We start from the raw sequence: 15,552 nt of genomic DNA, 5'->3' as shown, positions 1-15,552 counted from the left end.
TTGTAAATAAAAATTGGGCGGGATTATAGCAAAAAATCGCCGTTTTGGCGATGCTTTTCGGGAAAGGAAAGCTATAAAAAAAGGGCGAATAATTTCGCCCCATAACTTGTTATTTTTTCCAATTTTTTAACGCATCAGCAAAAGCATTGCCCATCGCATTATTACCTCTTGAACTACGCTCCTCTCGCAGCGTATTTCCACGAGGTCTGGCAGATAAAGTGCGGTCAGATTTACTGTCATTTTTGACCGCACTTTCATCTAATCGCATCGTCAATGCAATGCGTTTACGTGGCACATCCACTTCTAACACTTTGACTTTTACAATGTTGCCTGTTTTTACCACTTGATGGGGATCTTCCACGAATTTATCGCTTAATGATGAAATATGCACTAAACCGTCTTGGTGAACACCAATATCCACAAATGCGCCAAAATTGGTTACATTAGTAACAGTTCCTTCTAAAATCATTCCAGATTTTAAATCCGTGATTTCTTTCACCCCTTCAGCAAATACAGCAGTTTTGAACTCGCCGCGTGGATCACGACCCGGTTTTTCCAATTCTTTAAAAATATCTTGAACCGTTGGTAAACCGAATTGTTCATCAATAAATTGTTTCGCATCAAGCTGACGAACCACACCCGAATTACCCATTAAATCTTGGATAGATTGCGCGGTAGCTTGCAATATTTTTTCGACCACAGGATAAGCCTCTGGGTGAACACCTGAAGCATCAAGTGGATTTTTCCCGCCTGCAATACGCATAAAGCCCGCACATTGCTCAAAGGCTTTTGGCCCTAAACGTGGCACTTTTTTTAATTCTGTACGGCTTTCAAAACGCCCATTTTCATCACGATATTCCACAATGTTTTGTGCTAAGGTTTTTGTCATTCCAGCCACACGAGCGAGTAATGGCGCGGATGCCGTATTCAAATCCACCCCCACCGCATTTACACAGTCTTCCACCACCGCATCAAGTTTACGTGCTAATTGGGTTTGGTTTACATCGTGTTGATATTGCCCTACACCAATGGCTTTCGGTTCGATTTTCACTAATTCTGCTAATGGATCTTGTAAACGACGGGCAATAGAGACTGCACCACGTAAAGATACATCTAAATTCGGGAATTCATTTGCGGCAAATTCAGAAGCAGAATAAACCGATGCGCCCGCTTCGCTCACTACAACAGTTTGCGGTTTATTTTCTTTAATTTCTTTAATGACTTCTTTCGCAAAACGTTCGGTTTCACGAGAAGCTGTACCATTACCAATAGCAATTAATTCCACATTATGTTTGCGGATCAAGCTGAAAATAGCCACTTGTGCTTCGGCTTCACGCCCCGTGTGTGGATAAATAGTGGTGGTATCTAATAATTTACCTGTGTTATCCACCACCGCAACTTTAACCCCTGTACGCAAGCCTGGGTCTAAGCCCATGGTGCTTTTCGCGCCAGCGGGTGCAGCCATTAAAAGTGCGGTCAGATTTCGAGCGAAAACATCAATGGCCTCTTCTTCCGCTTTTTCACGTAAACTCGCCATTAATTCCGTTTCTAAATGCAACGACACTTTGATTTTCCACGTCCACGCAATCACTTGCTCACGCCATTTATCCGCAGGCTGCCCCGTGAAACGTACATCTAAATAATCACGAATAATTTCTTCACAATAACTTTGGTGAGTTCCCTCTTCTGCATCAGGATCAGCATTTAAGCTTAATTGTAAAATACCCTCATTACGTCCACGGAACATGGCTAATGCACGGTGAGAAGGCACATTTTTCAATAATTCTTGATGATCGAAATAATCTTGGAATTTTGCCCCTTCCGTTTCTTTGCCTTCAATCACTTTCGATAAGATAACCGCATTTTTCGCTAAATAATCACGGACTTTCGCTAATAAACCTGCATCCTCAGCAAAACGCTCCATTAAAATATAACGTGCACCGTCTAACGCAGCTTTGCTATCAGCTACACTTTTTTCAGCATCAACAAAGGAAAGTGCGGTTAATTCTGGATCATTTTTTGGCTCGCTCCAAAGTAAATCAGCCAATGGCTCAAGACCTGCTTCAATGGCAATTTGCCCTTTGGTGCGGCGTTTAGGTTTGTACGGCAAATACAAATCTTCTAATTCGGTTTTGCTTTGTGTTGCATGGATTTTATCACGCAATTCATCGCTCAATTTCCCTTGTTCTTCAATGGATTTCAAAATGGTTTGACGACGATCTTCTAATTCACGCAAATAAATTAAACGGGTTTCAAAATGGCGAAGTTGGGTGTCATCCAAGCCACCTGTGGCTTCTTTACGATAACGTGCAATAAATGGAATGGTGTTGCCATCATCTAATAATTGAATAGCAGCAAGGATTTGTTGGGGTTGAACGGTTAATTCTGCCGCAATAATTTGGCTAATTTGTTGATTTAACATTGTCGTACTTCTTTATTATAAAAAAACGAAGATAGAATACTGGTTTTAGCGGGCTGGCTCAAATATAATTCAAAAAACATTCTTTTATTTTATTATGGCAAAATCAAATTATATTACCCGTCAAGGCTGGCTTACGCTTGACCAAGAACTCAAGTTTTTGTGGAAAGAAGAACGCCCAAAAGTTACTCAAGCCGTCTCAGATGCAGCCGCACTAGGCGATCGTAGCGAAAATGCCGAATATATTTATGGTAAACGTCGCTTACGTGAAATTGATCGTCGTGTACGTTTTTTAACTAAAAGATTGGAAATGCTACAAATTGTCGATTACAACCCAAAGCAAGAGGGAAAAGTTTTCTTCGGTGCGTGGGTGGAATTAGAAAATGAAGAAGGCGAAATCAAGCAATATCGTATCGTCGGTTGTGATGAATTTGCCCCTGCGAAAAATTGGATCTCCATTGATTCCCCAGTTGCTCGAGCTTTAATCGGAAAAACATTAGACGACGAAGTGCGGGTAGAAACTCCATCAGGTTTTATTACCCTTTATATAAATAAAATTTGGTATGAAAAATAACTTGGAAGAATAAAAGATAGCAAATACCTAAGCACAAAGAAAAATTAATTGACTAGATATAAAAACTATCTTACTTGCCTCTTTCCTTATTCGCTGCAAAATCAGCACCTTTTGCAAGCATTCTCAATTGCAAAATCACACGCGCTTTAAGTTGCTCACGCTCAGCTTTACTCATATCTAAAGCATTCGCCCCTGCAGTGAATACGATTGTTACGATGCCTTCCGCTTGAACATAAGCAACATATTGCGAATATTGATGTTTGTAGGAAATATATTCTGCTAACTCATCAACAAAATGCTTAATTTCTCGTGCTGCCGCAGTACGAAAAGCTTGGGAAGTGCCTGAACTTTCGCGTAATAACAAGCGAAAAACGTTCGTGCTATTAGTAATAAATTCAAAAAACGTATCCACAGAAACAGAAATAACGCTACCGCCCGCATCAATACGTTTACGCGCTTGACGCATTAATTGGCGCAACATCAAACCTGCTTCATCCACCATTTCTAAGCCAAGTTCATCCATATCGCTAAAATGACGATAGAAAGATGTAGGCGCAATTCCAGCCTCGCGCGCCACTTCTCGTAAACTTAAATTAGAAAAACTTTTTTCTGCGCTAAGTTGATTAAATGCCGCATCCACTAAAGCGCGGCGAGTCTTTTCTTTTTGAACAGCACGAACACCAGCCATTATTTCAACCTACCAAGAATAGATTTAACCTCATCACTTACCACTCTTGCAATACGTTCATAACGATTACGTAATGGCGAGCCGGGACGATAAACCAAAACGATAGCTCGTGATGGTTCTGGCGAATGACAAGAAATATATTTCACACCTTTACGCGTACCTTCATTAAGTACCGCCAATTCAGGCATAAACGTAATACCAGCATCTGCCGCTACCATATTGCGCAAAGTTTCAAGGCTAGTTGCTTGGAAATGGGAATTTTCTTTTGCACCAGCAGTAAAGCAATAATCTAATGCTTGATTACGCAAACAATGGCCATCATCAAGCATTAACATTTCTTGACCATTTAATTGATTCATAGGCACTTTACTTTCTACAGCCCAAGGATGATGCTCTGATACGGCAAGTAACATTTTCTCGTTGAAAATAGGCACTTCAATAAAAGATTCTGTTTCTGACACTGTAGCAACAATCGCACAATCTAAACGCCCTGTTTCCAATTGTTCTAATAATTGCTGCGTTTGTGCTTCATAAAGAAAAACTTCTAAATCAGGAAATGCCGCTTTTAATGTTGGAACAATATAAGGAAGTAAATAAGGCCCAATAGTTGGAATTAAACCAATGTGCAACGGCCCTGTCATATCCTTACCTTGATTACTTGCCATTTCTTTCAATAGTTTTACTTCTCGAAGCACTTTACGAGCTTGCTCAACCAATAACATTCCAGATTGAGTAAATAATACTTTACGGCTAGTACGTTCTAACAAAATAATACCAAGCTCATCTTCTAACTTACGAATTTGCCCACTTAATGTGGGTTGGCTCACATTACAAGAATCAGCAGCACGACGGAAATGTTTATATTCAGATAAGGCAACAAGATATTCTAAATCACGGATATTCATTCGATTTTCCCTGTGGAAAAATTAACTTCAAAGAATGGAATTAATGGCTTGGACTATACCATAGTTTTATGCATAATTCAGCCGATAATTTTTAATGGCAAGAAGAAAAACAATATCGAGTATGTAAGGAAAATATGGAAATGCGAGTAGCAGCTGTAGCCTGTTGTAAAAGGTCTCAGACCCACTCATTAAGGCGTGATGTCAGAATATTTTTATATAATTTCCGTAAGGTGGGCATAAGCCCACGCGTTTGTTATATCCCGCGTGGGCTTACGCCCAGCCTACAATTACTTTTCATTCTTTACATTACAGAAATTAATAATGGGGCGGTGGCGTTTCTTCAGATTGGCTTGCAATATTAGAGGGTTGAAAATCTTTTAATTTATTTGCCATATAACGCAATTGGACTTGCATTTTATCTATATCAAATTGCTGTTGAACTAAAACGTGATTTAATTCATCTAATAACTGTTCCTGAAATGCAATTTTCATTTCAAGTTCTTCAATGCGATTTTCTAACATTTGTTGAATTTGCATAAATTTTTCTCTAAATTCTAAAAAAAAGTTGAGAATAGATAGAAAGCAATTTAATCTATTCCCCGTAGTATTTCATTCATTATAAAGGATTAACTTATATGTTAAAAATTCAAAAATTATCTATCGCAGCATTAATGGTAAGTGCGGTAATTTCTGGTCAAGTTTTTGCAGAAGATAACACATTCGATGAAAAAGCGGCATCTTATGCTGTAGGTACGTTAATGGGCAGTCAAATGAAAGATCTTGTTGATTCCCATAAAGATGTTATCAAATATGATAATACTCGTATTTTAGATGGCTTAAAAGATGCTTTAGAAGGCAAAGTGGATGTGCGTAAAGATGAAAAAATCCAAAAAACCTTAGAATCTATTGAAGCAAAATTAGCGGCTGCAGCAAAAGCAAAAGCAGAAGCGATTGCTAAACAAGCAAAAGAAGAAGGCGATAAATTCCGTGCTGAATTTGCTAAAGGTAAAGATGTAAAAACGACGCAATCTGGTTTAATGTACAAAATTGAAAACGCAGGTAAAGGCGATGCAATCAAAGCAACAGATACGGTTAAAGTACATTACACGGGTAAATTACCAAATGGAAAAGTATTTGATAGCTCTGTCGAGCGCGGACAACCTGTAGAATTCCAACTTGATCAAGTGATTAAAGGCTGGACTGAAGGTCTTCAATTAGTGAAAAAAGGCGGAAAAATTCAATTAGTTATTGCCCCTGAATTAGGCTATGGCGAACAAGGTGCTGGTGCATCTATTCCACCAAATTCAACATTAATTTTTGATGTAGAAGTATTAGACGTCAATCCAAAAGCAGAAAAATAACGGATAAGTTTAACAGCACGCATTCTTTAATGCGTGCTTTTTATTATAAAAACGAGCGAAATTTTTACCGCACTTTTAACCTAAAGCTATGACATTAAACGATAAATATCCTTTCACTGACGAAGATCACGCTATCATAAATTCCTACAAAGCGGTCGTTGATGGTGTCAGCGCACTGATTGGTGAGCACTGCGAAATCGTGCTTCATTCTTTAGAAGATATTGAACATTCTGCTATTTGTATTGCCAACGGACATAACACGAATCGACAAGTTGGTTCGCCAATTACCGATCTTGCCTTACGTTCGCTACGAAATATGCAAAGCGAAAGTGTTTCAAAGCCTTATTTTACACGAGCAAAAGGTAGCGTACTGATGAAATCAGTCACTATTGCCATTCGTAATAAAACTCAACGTATTATTGGTTTGCTTTGTATCAATATCAATTTAGATGTACCCGTGTCTCAATTTTTACAATGCTTTATGCCAACGGAGCATACGAATGAAACATCTTCGGTTAATTTTGCCAGTTCAGTGGAAGACTTGGTTGCGCAGACTATTGAAAAAACAATAGAAGAAGTCAATGTAGATCGCGCTGTTGCCAATAATACTAAAAACCGACAAATCGTCCTTTCTCTTTACGAAAAAGGTATTTTTGATATTAAAGATGCGATTAATTTAGTCGCAGAACGTTTAGATATTTCCCGACATACGGTTTACCTGTACATCCGACAAATCAAACAAGAGCAAGAATAATGCGCTATGTTATCGCCGTCAAAAGCCCTATTTACGGAAAACAAGGGGCATTTTTAGCTTATCAATTTGCAGAAGCCTTAATCAAAAAAGGACACGAAATCTCACAGATTTTTTTCTTTCAAGATGGAGTGAGTAACGGAAATGCATTAGTGTATCCAGCCAATGATGAAGTTAATTTACAAAAACATTGGCAAGTTTTTTCCATTACCCACAATGTTCCTTTGCATTTATGTGTTGCAGCATCTCAAAGACGAGGTGTTGTTGATAACTTAACTACACCAACTACAGGTCAGAATAATCTTGCAAAAGAATTCATAATTGCAGGTCTTGGAGAATTTATGGCAGCGAGTTTAAACGCAGATCGAGTGATAACCCTATGAAAATAGCCTTTTTATTTCGCACATCTCCACATGGCACATCCATTTCACGAGAAGGCTTAGATGCAATTCTTGCCGCAACAGCTTTTTGTGATCCAGATGACATTGGCGTATTTTTTATAGATGATGGAGTACTAAATCTTATTAATCATCAACAACCTGAGATCATTCAACAGAAAGACTTCATTAGAACCTTTAAATTATTAGATTTATATGATGTAGAACAACGCTTTATCTGCACAGCGTCTTTACAGAAATTTAAGCTAGAGGATAAACAACTCATCCTATCTTGTGAAAAAATTGACCGCTCTTTATTGATAGAAAAGCTTAATCAAACAGAAAAATTATTTACTTTCTAAGGAATATTATGCTTTATACATTTTCTCAATCAGATTATCCCAAAACTGAACTAGATGATTACTTTTTATACATCACAGAAAAAGATGCGGTAGTATTATGGCAAGATGGTGTGTTATTGGCAGTAAAATACCCTGATTATTTTGTCAAATGTAAAGGGAATTGCATGATATTGAAACAAGATATTTTAGCAAGAAATCTTACCGCACTTTTACCTCAAAGCAGCAAGATAAAATTAATTTCAATAGAAGAACTTGTTGGAATCACTGAGAATTATTTACCACAACTATCACTATAAAAATCAAATAATTTAGTAAATATTTACATATATAAAATAAAAAAGTGCGGAGAATTTTCCCCACACTTTTCTTTTTGTTTTTTCTGTCTTTTATCTTTAAGACATTCAGGAATCCATCAATTATTTGATGATTTTCGCTACAACGCCTGCACCTACTGTACGGCCACCTTCACGGATTGCGAAACGTAAACCTTGGTCCATCGCGATTGGGTGGATTAAGCTTACTGTCATTTTGATGTTATCTCCAGGCATTACCATTTCCACGCCTTCTGGTAACTCAATTGTACCAGTTACGTCTGTTGTACGGAAATAGAATTGTGGACGGTAACCTTTGAAGAATGGAGTATGACGACCACCTTCATCTTTTGATAATACGTATACTTCTGATTCAAAATCAGTGTGTGGTGTGATTGAACCTGGTTTCGCTAATACTTGACCACGTTCGATTTCTTCACGTTTGGTACCACGTAATAATGCACCGATATTTTCACCTGCACGACCTTCGTCAAGTAATTTACGGAACATTTCAACACCTGTTACAGTAGTTTTCGCTGTATCTTTGATACCGACGATTTCTACTTCATCGCCTGTACGGATGATACCACGTTCTACACGACCAGTTACTACTGTACCACGACCTGAGATTGAGAACACATCTTCGATTGGAAGAAGGAACGGTTGGTCAATCGCACGCTCTGGCTCTGGGATGTAAGTATCTAAGTGGTTTGCTAACTCAAGGATTTTTTCTTCCCATTCTGCTACGCCGTTTAATGCTTGTAATGCTGAACCACGTACGATTGGCGTGTCGTCACCTGGGAAGTCATATTGAGAAAGAAGTTCACGTACTTCCATTTCTACTAATTCTAATAACTCTTCGTCATCTACCATATCGCATTTGTTTAAGAATACGATGATATATGGTACACCTACTTGGCGACCTAATAAGATGTGTTCACGAGTTTGCGGCATAGGACCATCTGTTGCTGCTACTACTAAAATAGCACCATCCATTTGCGCCGCACCGGTAATCATGTTTTTAACATAGTCGGCGTGTCCTGGACAGTCTACGTGTGCATAGTGGCGAGTTGGTGTATCGTATTCAACATGTGAAGTGTTGATGGTAATACCACGCGCTTTTTCTTCTGGCGCGTTATCGATTTGGTCAAATGCACGCGCTGCACCACCGTAATGTTTTGCTAATACGGTTGTGATTGCTGCTGTTAAAGTTGTTTTACCGTGGTCAACGTGGCCGATTGTACCCACGTTTACGTGCGGTTTTGTACGTTCAAATTTTTCTTTAGACATTTCTAATGTTTCCTAAGAAGTGCGGTATAAAAAAATCATATTTTACACCGCTGGTTTACAAAAATTATTTTTTACGCGCTTCAATTACTGCAGCCGCAACACTTGTTGGAGCTTCAGCATATTTTAACGGTTCCATTGAGTAAGATGCACGACCTTGAGTTTGTGAACGTAAGTCTGTTGCATAACCGAACATTTCTGAAAGTGGAACTTCAGCGTCGATCTTAACAACGAACTCGTTCGCTTCTTGACCGTTTACCATAGCACGACGACGGCTTAAGTCACCAATTACATCACCAACATATTCAGGCGGAGTTTCAACTTCAACTTTCATAATTGGCTCAAGTAATACTGGGTTTGCTTTTGAGAATGCCGCTTTAAATGCTAAAGATGCAGCAAGTTTAAACGCTAACTCAGATGAGTCCACATCATGGTATGAACCGAAGTGTAAACGTACACCAAGATCAACTACTGGGTAACCCGCTAATGGACCAGATTTAAGCTGTTCTTGAATACCTTTATCAACCGCAGGAATGTATTCACCAGGAATTACACCACCTTTGATTTCGTTTACAAATTCATAACCAGGGCCTTCTGGATCTAATGGGTATAAGTCGATAACAACGTGACCATATTGACCGCGACCACCAGATTGTTTTGCGTGTTTACCTTCCACATCATTAACACGAGTGCGGATAGTTTCACGGTAAGATACTTGTGGTTTACCGATGTTAGCTTCCACTTTAAACTCACGTTTCATACGGTCAACGATGATATCTAAGTGTAATTCACCCATACCAGAAATAATGGTTTCGCCAGATTCTTCATCAGTGTGAACACGGAATGAAGGGTCTTCTTGTGCTAAACGACCTAATGCTAAGCCCATTTTTTCTTGGTCAGCTTTAGTTTTTGGTTCTACCGCAACAGAAATTACTGGCTCTGGGAATTCCATACGCTCAAGGATAATTGGCGAATCAATTGCACATAATGTATCACCAGTAGTTACATCTTTTAATCCGATAGCTGCTGCGATATCACCTGCACGAACTTCTTTAATTTCTTCACGTTTATTAGCGTGCATCTGTACGATACGACCAAAACGTTCACGTTTTTGACGTACAGAATTCAATACTGTATCTCCAGAATTAATCACACCAGAATATACACGGAAGAATGTTAAGTTACCTACAAATGGGTCAGTTGCAATTTTAAATGCTAATGAAGAGAATGGTTCTTCATCACTTGCATGACGCTCACCCTCAGTTTCATCTGGGTTGATACCTTTAATTGCAGGGATATCAGTTGGTGCTGGTAAGTATTCAACAACTGCGTCAAGCATTGCTTGAACACCTTTGTTTTTGAATGCAGAACCACAGGTTACCAAAATAATTTCATTTGCTAATACGCGCTGACGTAATGCTGACTTAATTTCTTCTTCAGTTAAGTCTTCACCACCTAAGTATTTTTCCATTAATTCTTCTGATGCTTCAGCTGCCGCTTCAACAAGATTTTGACGCCATTCTTCACAGTCTGCTTGCATATTTGCAGGCATTTCTTCATAAGTGAAAGTCATACCTTGGTCTGCTTCATTCCAGTTGATCGCTTTCATTTTGATCAAATCAACTACACCAGTGAAGTTTTCTTCTGCTCCAATTGGAAGTTGAAGTGGAACCGCATTAGCACCTAAGCGGGTTTTTAATTGTTCAACAACACGTAAGAAGTTCGCACCAGTACGGTCCATTTTATTTACGAACGCAATACGTGGAACTTCATACTTGTTAGCTTGACGCCATACGGTTTCAGATTGTGGTTGAACACCACCAACCGCACAGTAAACCATTACTGCGCCATCAAGAACACGCATAGAACGTTCTACTTCAACAGTAAAGTCCACGTGTCCCGGAGTATCGATAACATTGATACGATGTTGTGGGAATTGTTGTGACATACCAGACCAGAATGCAGTTGTTGCCGCAGAGGTAATGGTGATACCACGCTCTTGTTCTTGTTCCATCCAGTCCATCGTTGCTGCACCATCGTGCACTTCACCGATTTTGTGGCTAACACCAGTATAGAATAAGATACGCTCAGTAGTAGTGGTTTTACCCGCATCAATGTGCGCACTGATACCGATATTACGATATCTTTCAATAGGGGTTGTACGAGCCATTATTATAACCTTGTTTATTTAATATCAGTTTATATAAGGGTAAGGCTTCATCAATGATGAAGCCCTTTAAATTCAAAAACTTATTACCAACGGTAGTGAGCAAATGCTTTGTTAGCTTCAGCCATGCGGTGAACGTCTTCACGTTTTTTAACTGCTGCACCTTTATTATCTGAAGCATCAGATAATTCGTTTGCAAGGCGTAAAGCCATTGATTTATCACCACGTTTACGTGCTGCTTCAACGATCCAACGCATACCTAATGCGTTACGACGTACAGGGCGCACTTCAACTGGTACTTGGTAAGTAGAACCACCAACACGACGAGATTTAACCTCAACAGTTGGACGTACGTTTTCAAGTGCAACTTCAAACGCTTCTAAAGGTTCTTTACCTGTGCGTTGTGCTAAAGTTTCTAAAGCACCATAAACGATTGATTCAGCAACGGATTTTTTACCGTCTACCATGATTACATTAATAAATTTTGCAAGTAATTCTGAACCGAACTTCGGATCTGGAAGAATCTTGCGTGCTTCAACACTACGACGACGTGGCATTGCGAATTTCTCCGTATTTTAATCTTCAGGATATCCAAAACCCATCAGCAATATTTCTCTTTGAGAAAATTTGCAGCACAAAGAGCTTTTTGACTGGAGTTTATGGTTTAAATTTTTTTGCTAATTTAGACGTTTGGCCTTACTTAACGGAGAACCATTAAGCTTTAGGACGTTTAACGCCGTATTTAGAACGACCTTGTTTACGATCTTTAACGCCTGCGCAGTCTAATGCACCGCGTACTGTGTGGTAACGCACACCTGGTAAGTCTTTAACACGACCACCACGGATTAATACAACACTATGCTCTTGAAGGTTGTGACCTTCACCACCAATATAAGAAGTTACTTCAAAACCGTTAGTTAAGCGGATACGACATACTTTACGTAACGCTGAGTTTGGTTTTTTAGGAGTTGTAGTATATACACGAGTACATACACCACGTTTCTGCGGGCAAGCCTCTAATGCAGGAACGTTGCTTTTTACAACCTTTTTCACACGCGGTTTGCGTACTAGCTGGTTGATAGTTGCCATTAAAAAAGCTCCAGTTTAAATGTTATTCAATAATAGAATGTTGTTCAAAAAATCTACTTCCATATAGAAATAGACGGCGAATTTTAATAGTTTTACGCTTTATTGTCAATAATTAAACAATATACTCTAGGCTTAAAACTAGATTAAAATTTACCGCACTTTTGTTTTTTAATAAAAAACTTTATTCCCCACGTTTTAGCATGCCTTGTTTTTTCAAATTAACCAGAATAATTGAAATAGCAGCAGGCGTTATACCTGAAATTCGGCTCGCTTGTCCAATGGAAACCGGACGATGTTGTTCTAACTTCGCACGTACTTCATTAGATAAACCAGACACTTTACTATAATCAAAGTTAGCTGGAATAGCCGTATTTTCGTGGCGTTTTTGTTTTTCAATTTCTTCTTGTTGATGCTCAATATAGCCTTGATACTTAATAGCAATTTCCACTTGTTCTACGGCTTCTCTATCTTCCATTGCTGGTTTATATGGAGTTAAGGAAGTCAAAATATCGTAGGTCATTTCTGGACGGCGCAATAAATCTTCACCGCTGGCTTCTCGCACAAGTGGACTGCCAAGTACTTTATTCGCTTCTTCTAAATATTCAGAACGCGGATGCAACCAAATGCTGCGTAAGCGCTGGCGTTCTTGCTCAATCTTTTCCATTTTTTGATTAAAGCGTGCCCAGCGAGCCTCATCAATCAAACCTAATTCATGGGCAATTGGCGTTAAACGAATATCTGCATTGTCTTCACGTAATAACAAACGGTATTCAGCACGAGAAGTGAATACACGATACGGTTCTTTGGTACCGAGCGTACAAAGGTCATCAACCAATACTCCAGTATAAGATTGATCACGACGTGGATACCATGCCTCTTTCTCTTGTACATAAAGACCTGCGTTAATCCCCGCCAATAAGCCTTGTGCCGCTGCTTCTTCATAACCCGTTGTACCGTTAATTTGACCTGCGAAGAATAAACCTGAAATAGCTTTTGTTTCTAACGTTGGTTTTAAGTCACGTGGATCAAAATAGTCATATTCAATGGCATAACCTGGTTTGATAATGCGAGCTTTTTCTAAACCTTTCATAGAATTAACAATACCCATTTGCACATCAAATGGCAAACTGGTAGAAATCCCATTTGGATACACTTCGTTACTGGTTAATCCTTCTGGTTCCAAATAGATTTGATGTGAATTACGATCCGCAAAACGCATCACTTTATCTTCAATGGATGGACAATAACGTGGGCCGACCCCTTCTATCACACCAGTATACATTGGACTGCGATCCAAGTTATTACGGATCACTTCATGGGTTTGTTCATTAGTGTGGGTGATATAACAAGGAATTTGTTGCGGGTGATCAGATACCGATCCCATAAAAGAAAATACAGGTAACACCGCATCACCATGCTGTTTAGCTAAAATATCAAAATTGATCGTGCGTGCATCAATACGTGGTGGTGTACCTGTTTTAAGGCGATCTACACGTAATCCGAGATCTCTTAATCGATATGAAAGATTTACAGAAGCAGGATCTCCAGCACGACCACCTTCATAATTTTCCAAACCAATATGAATTTTACCGGCTAAGAAAGTACCTGCAGTTAATACCACTGATTTAGCACGAAAAATTAATCCCATTTTTGTGCTAACGCCTGTAACTCGATCTTGCTCAATTAGAATATCTGTCGCTTCTTGTTGGAAAATATCTAAATTAGGTTGATTTTCTAATGCTGTACGAACAGCTTGACGATATAAAACTCTGTCAGCTTGAGCTCGAGTAGCACGTACTGCTGGACCTTTACTACTATTTAAAGTACGAAATTGAATTCCTGCTTTATCTGCAGCATGCGCCATCAAACCACCCATAGCATCTACTTCTTTTACTAAATGACCTTTACCGATCCCACCAATTGCAGGATTACAAGACATTTGCCCTAAAGTATCTACATTATGTGTTAATAAAAGGGTTTTTAATCCCATTCGAGCTGGTGCAAGCGCAGCTTCTGTACCCGCATGGCCACCACCGATCACAATCACATCATAAGTTTCAGTGTAAAACATATCTATCTCTATTTATTCGGATCAAAAAATTGGCGTTATTCTACAGAAATTTAAAACACCTGACAAAAAAAGAATGGATCTATTGATCCTTTGAAAGATCAGGTTTGTATTAGTAAATAAGATCTCTTTTTTTATATATAAAGATCTTATTATTGTTACTATTAAGATCCTTTGTAATTGTGAGTAAACTTATTAGATCCTTACGGAAACTGGTGTTATAGGATCTAAAGATCTTGTGAAAATGCGATTATTTTCTTTAAAAATCTTGTGTGTAAAATGGAAAGTTATTAACAACTTTATTTTTTCTCAAAGTTATCAAGTGAGTAAAAACAGTTTTATGACAGATTATTTATGAGTTATCCACAGATAAAAATGAATTTTTATTGAAATCTCTATAATTTAGCTTTTTTTAAATAATTAATTTTATTAAATGTAAGTTTTATGATTTGACTTTGTAGTTACTACAGGTTTTATGCTTCTTTCAAATCAAATAGTTAAGGAAATAAAATGAAAGAAGTTTCTCTAGTAAAAAATTATACTCCTAAAGAATATCAGCAGCATGCATCTTGCCCTCATAGTCAAATTTCTAAAAATAAAATGGTATTAGGCATCAGTTTTGCAATTATTACCTTTTATATGGTTGTTGAATTTCTAGGGGGATATTGGTTTAACAGCCTTACTTTGATGGCTGATGCTGGGCATATGGCAAATGATAGTTTATCTATTTTTTTAGCATGGATTGGGTTATTTTTAAGTCTAAAATGGCAAAAATGGTTAGCTTTAATCAATGGAATTTCATTAGTTTGGGTCGCTATTTGGATTTTTATTGAGGCTGTAACACGTTGGCAGGCTCCGATAGAAATAGCCGCTTTGCCAATGTTAGGTGTAGCTTTACTAGGGTTTGGGATTAATTTGTTGGTAGCTTTTATAATGCTAAAAAGTAATCGCCATAATTTGAATATTCGTGCAGCATATTTGCATGTTTTAGTAGATTTATTTGGTTCGGTTGTTGCTATTATTGCAGGAATAAGTGCTTGGTGGTTAAATTGGCAGTGGGTTGATGTAGTTGCTAGTGGTATCTTAAGCATTTTTGTATTACAAAGCGGTATTTCTACAGTTTTTCAAGCTATTAAATCCTTATATAGTAGCGATGACAATTCATTGCCGAATGATCATTCTCATTAAAGTAA

The 15,552-nt window shown here is 38.3% G+C and carries 16 protein-coding genes; 7 read left to right on the top strand and 9 right to left on the bottom strand.

Annotated features, from left to right (window positions below):
- Positions 1-109: 109 nt before the first annotated feature.
- Positions 110-2,422, bottom strand: coding sequence for a Tex family protein (locus ACPT8Q_RS02045; protein ID WP_061671431.1), 2,313 nt, complete (start codon positions 2,420-2,422; stop codon positions 110-112).
- 94 nt (positions 2,423-2,516) lie between these two features.
- On the opposite strand from ACPT8Q_RS02045, the gene greB reads away from it, so the two are divergent.
- Positions 2,517-2,993: a transcription elongation factor GreB gene (gene greB / locus ACPT8Q_RS02040; RefSeq protein WP_050949393.1), complete on the top strand. Its 477-nt coding sequence runs from the start codon at positions 2,517-2,519 to the stop codon at positions 2,991-2,993.
- A gap of 70 nt (positions 2,994-3,063) precedes the next feature.
- On the opposite strand, the gene fabR is transcribed toward greB, so the two are convergent.
- The 3 genes from fabR to ACPT8Q_RS02025 form a co-directional block, all read right to left on the bottom strand.
- Entirely contained in the window at positions 3,064-3,681 is a 618-nt protein-coding gene (fabR, locus tag ACPT8Q_RS02035; protein WP_005629669.1) for an HTH-type transcriptional repressor FabR, read from the bottom strand.
- On the bottom strand, positions 3,681-4,586 hold the full coding sequence (gene oxyR, locus ACPT8Q_RS02030) for a DNA-binding transcriptional regulator OxyR (RefSeq protein ID WP_050949392.1): 906 nt from the start codon (positions 4,584-4,586) through the stop codon (positions 3,681-3,683). Before oxyR ends, fabR begins: the two co-directional genes overlap by 1 nt.
- A 315-nt stretch (positions 4,587-4,901) precedes the next feature.
- Positions 4,902-5,123: a SlyX family protein gene (locus ACPT8Q_RS02025; RefSeq protein WP_050949391.1), complete on the bottom strand. Its 222-nt coding sequence runs from the start codon at positions 5,121-5,123 to the stop codon at positions 4,902-4,904.
- A 98-nt stretch (positions 5,124-5,221) separates the two neighbouring features.
- Between ACPT8Q_RS02025 and fkpA the strand changes: the two genes are divergently transcribed.
- The 5 genes from fkpA to ACPT8Q_RS02000 all read left to right on the top strand — a co-directional run bounded on the left by fkpA (position 5,222) and on the right by ACPT8Q_RS02000 (position 7,733).
- A complete protein-coding gene (fkpA, locus tag ACPT8Q_RS02020; protein ID WP_048942763.1) occupies positions 5,222-5,947 on the top strand; it encodes an FKBP-type peptidyl-prolyl cis-trans isomerase in 726 nt (241 codons plus the stop codon).
- A gap of 88 nt (positions 5,948-6,035) precedes the next feature.
- On the top strand, positions 6,036-6,701 hold the full coding sequence (locus ACPT8Q_RS02015; RefSeq protein WP_042599427.1) for a helix-turn-helix transcriptional regulator: 666 nt from the start codon (positions 6,036-6,038) through the stop codon (positions 6,699-6,701).
- Positions 6,701-7,081, top strand: a complete 381-nt coding sequence (gene tusD / locus ACPT8Q_RS02010) for a sulfurtransferase complex subunit TusD (protein WP_005649571.1) — start codon at positions 6,701-6,703, stop codon at positions 7,079-7,081. The genes ACPT8Q_RS02015 and tusD overlap by 1 nt, the downstream gene beginning before the upstream one ends.
- Positions 7,078-7,437, top strand: a complete 360-nt coding sequence (gene tusC / locus ACPT8Q_RS02005; protein WP_042593278.1) for a sulfurtransferase complex subunit TusC — start codon at positions 7,078-7,080, stop codon at positions 7,435-7,437. The genes tusD and tusC overlap by 4 nt, the downstream gene beginning before the upstream one ends.
- Before the next feature lie 8 nt (positions 7,438-7,445).
- The gene (locus ACPT8Q_RS02000; protein WP_042593277.1) at positions 7,446-7,733 is read left to right on the top strand and encodes a DsrH/TusB family sulfur relay protein; all 288 of its coding nucleotides are present in this window, start codon (positions 7,446-7,448) and stop codon (positions 7,731-7,733) included.
- 120 nt (positions 7,734-7,853) lie between these two features.
- Here the strand turns inward: ACPT8Q_RS02000 and tuf are convergent, their stop codons facing one another.
- From tuf to mnmG, 5 genes are all read right to left on the bottom strand, one after another.
- Positions 7,854-9,038 (bottom strand): elongation factor Tu, encoded by a 1,185-nt coding sequence (tuf, locus tag ACPT8Q_RS01995; RefSeq protein WP_005667564.1) that lies wholly within the window; start codon positions 9,036-9,038, stop codon positions 7,854-7,856.
- A 64-nt stretch (positions 9,039-9,102) separates the two neighbouring features.
- A complete protein-coding gene (gene fusA, locus ACPT8Q_RS01990; protein ID WP_061671449.1) occupies positions 9,103-11,205 on the bottom strand; it encodes an elongation factor G in 2,103 nt (700 codons plus the stop codon).
- Between the two features lie 83 nt (positions 11,206-11,288).
- A complete protein-coding gene (rpsG, locus tag ACPT8Q_RS01985; RefSeq protein WP_005626581.1) occupies positions 11,289-11,759 on the bottom strand; it encodes a 30S ribosomal protein S7 in 471 nt (156 codons plus the stop codon).
- 157 nt (positions 11,760-11,916) lie between these two features.
- Entirely contained in the window at positions 11,917-12,291 is a 375-nt protein-coding gene (gene rpsL / locus ACPT8Q_RS01980) for a 30S ribosomal protein S12 (protein WP_005543325.1), read from the bottom strand.
- Between the two features lie 181 nt (positions 12,292-12,472).
- Positions 12,473-14,362: a tRNA uridine-5-carboxymethylaminomethyl(34) synthesis enzyme MnmG gene (gene mnmG, locus ACPT8Q_RS01975; protein ID WP_114890687.1), complete on the bottom strand. Its 1,890-nt coding sequence runs from the start codon at positions 14,360-14,362 to the stop codon at positions 12,473-12,475.
- 507 nt (positions 14,363-14,869) lie between these two features.
- Between mnmG and ACPT8Q_RS01970 the strand changes: the two genes are divergently transcribed.
- A complete protein-coding gene (locus ACPT8Q_RS01970) occupies positions 14,870-15,547 on the top strand; it encodes a cation diffusion facilitator family transporter (RefSeq protein ID WP_005657907.1) in 678 nt (225 codons plus the stop codon).
- The last annotated feature ends 5 nt before the right edge of the window (positions 15,548-15,552 follow it).

Origin of the sequence: Haemophilus sp. HN_Hi10 (genome assembly GCF_049821985.1) — a bacterium.
In the GTDB taxonomy this organism is placed as follows: domain Bacteria; phylum Pseudomonadota; class Gammaproteobacteria; order Enterobacterales; family Pasteurellaceae; genus Haemophilus; species Haemophilus influenzae_D.
This window is presented reverse-complemented; position numbering and strand designations above follow the sequence as displayed.

Bases quoted from the DNA above. Each gene is read 5' to 3' on its own strand.
- mnmG (WP_114890687.1), bottom strand. From the start codon at position 14,362: ATGTTTTACACTGAAACTTATGATGTGATTGTGATCGGTGGTGGCCAT.
- tusD (WP_005649571.1), top strand. From the start codon at position 6,701: ATGCGCTATGTTATCGCCGTCAAAAGCCCTATTTACGGAAAACAAGGG.
- ACPT8Q_RS02045 (WP_061671431.1), bottom strand. From the start codon at position 2,422: ATGTTAAATCAACAAATTAGCCAAATTATTGCGGCAGAATTAACCGTT.
- fusA (WP_061671449.1), bottom strand. From the start codon at position 11,205: ATGGCTCGTACAACCCCTATTGAAAGATATCGTAATATCGGTATCAGT.
- fkpA (WP_048942763.1), top strand. From the start codon at position 5,222: ATGTTAAAAATTCAAAAATTATCTATCGCAGCATTAATGGTAAGTGCG.
- ACPT8Q_RS02015 (WP_042599427.1), top strand. From the start codon at position 6,036: ATGACATTAAACGATAAATATCCTTTCACTGACGAAGATCACGCTATC.
- rpsG (WP_005626581.1), bottom strand. From the start codon at position 11,759: ATGCCACGTCGTCGTAGTGTTGAAGCACGCAAGATTCTTCCAGATCCG.
- fabR (WP_005629669.1), bottom strand. From the start codon at position 3,681: ATGGCTGGTGTTCGTGCTGTTCAAAAAGAAAAGACTCGCCGCGCTTTA.
- ACPT8Q_RS01970 (WP_005657907.1), top strand. From the start codon at position 14,870: ATGAAAGAAGTTTCTCTAGTAAAAAATTATACTCCTAAAGAATATCAG.
- oxyR (WP_050949392.1), bottom strand. From the start codon at position 4,586: ATGAATATCCGTGATTTAGAATATCTTGTTGCCTTATCTGAATATAAA.
- ACPT8Q_RS02000 (WP_042593277.1), top strand. From the start codon at position 7,446: ATGCTTTATACATTTTCTCAATCAGATTATCCCAAAACTGAACTAGAT.
- greB (WP_050949393.1), top strand. From the start codon at position 2,517: ATGGCAAAATCAAATTATATTACCCGTCAAGGCTGGCTTACGCTTGAC.
- tusC (WP_042593278.1), top strand. From the start codon at position 7,078: ATGAAAATAGCCTTTTTATTTCGCACATCTCCACATGGCACATCCATT.
- tuf (WP_005667564.1), bottom strand. From the start codon at position 9,038: ATGTCTAAAGAAAAATTTGAACGTACAAAACCGCACGTAAACGTGGGT.
- ACPT8Q_RS02025 (WP_050949391.1), bottom strand. From the start codon at position 5,123: ATGCAAATTCAACAAATGTTAGAAAATCGCATTGAAGAACTTGAAATG.
- rpsL (WP_005543325.1), bottom strand. From the start codon at position 12,291: ATGGCAACTATCAACCAGCTAGTACGCAAACCGCGTGTGAAAAAGGTT.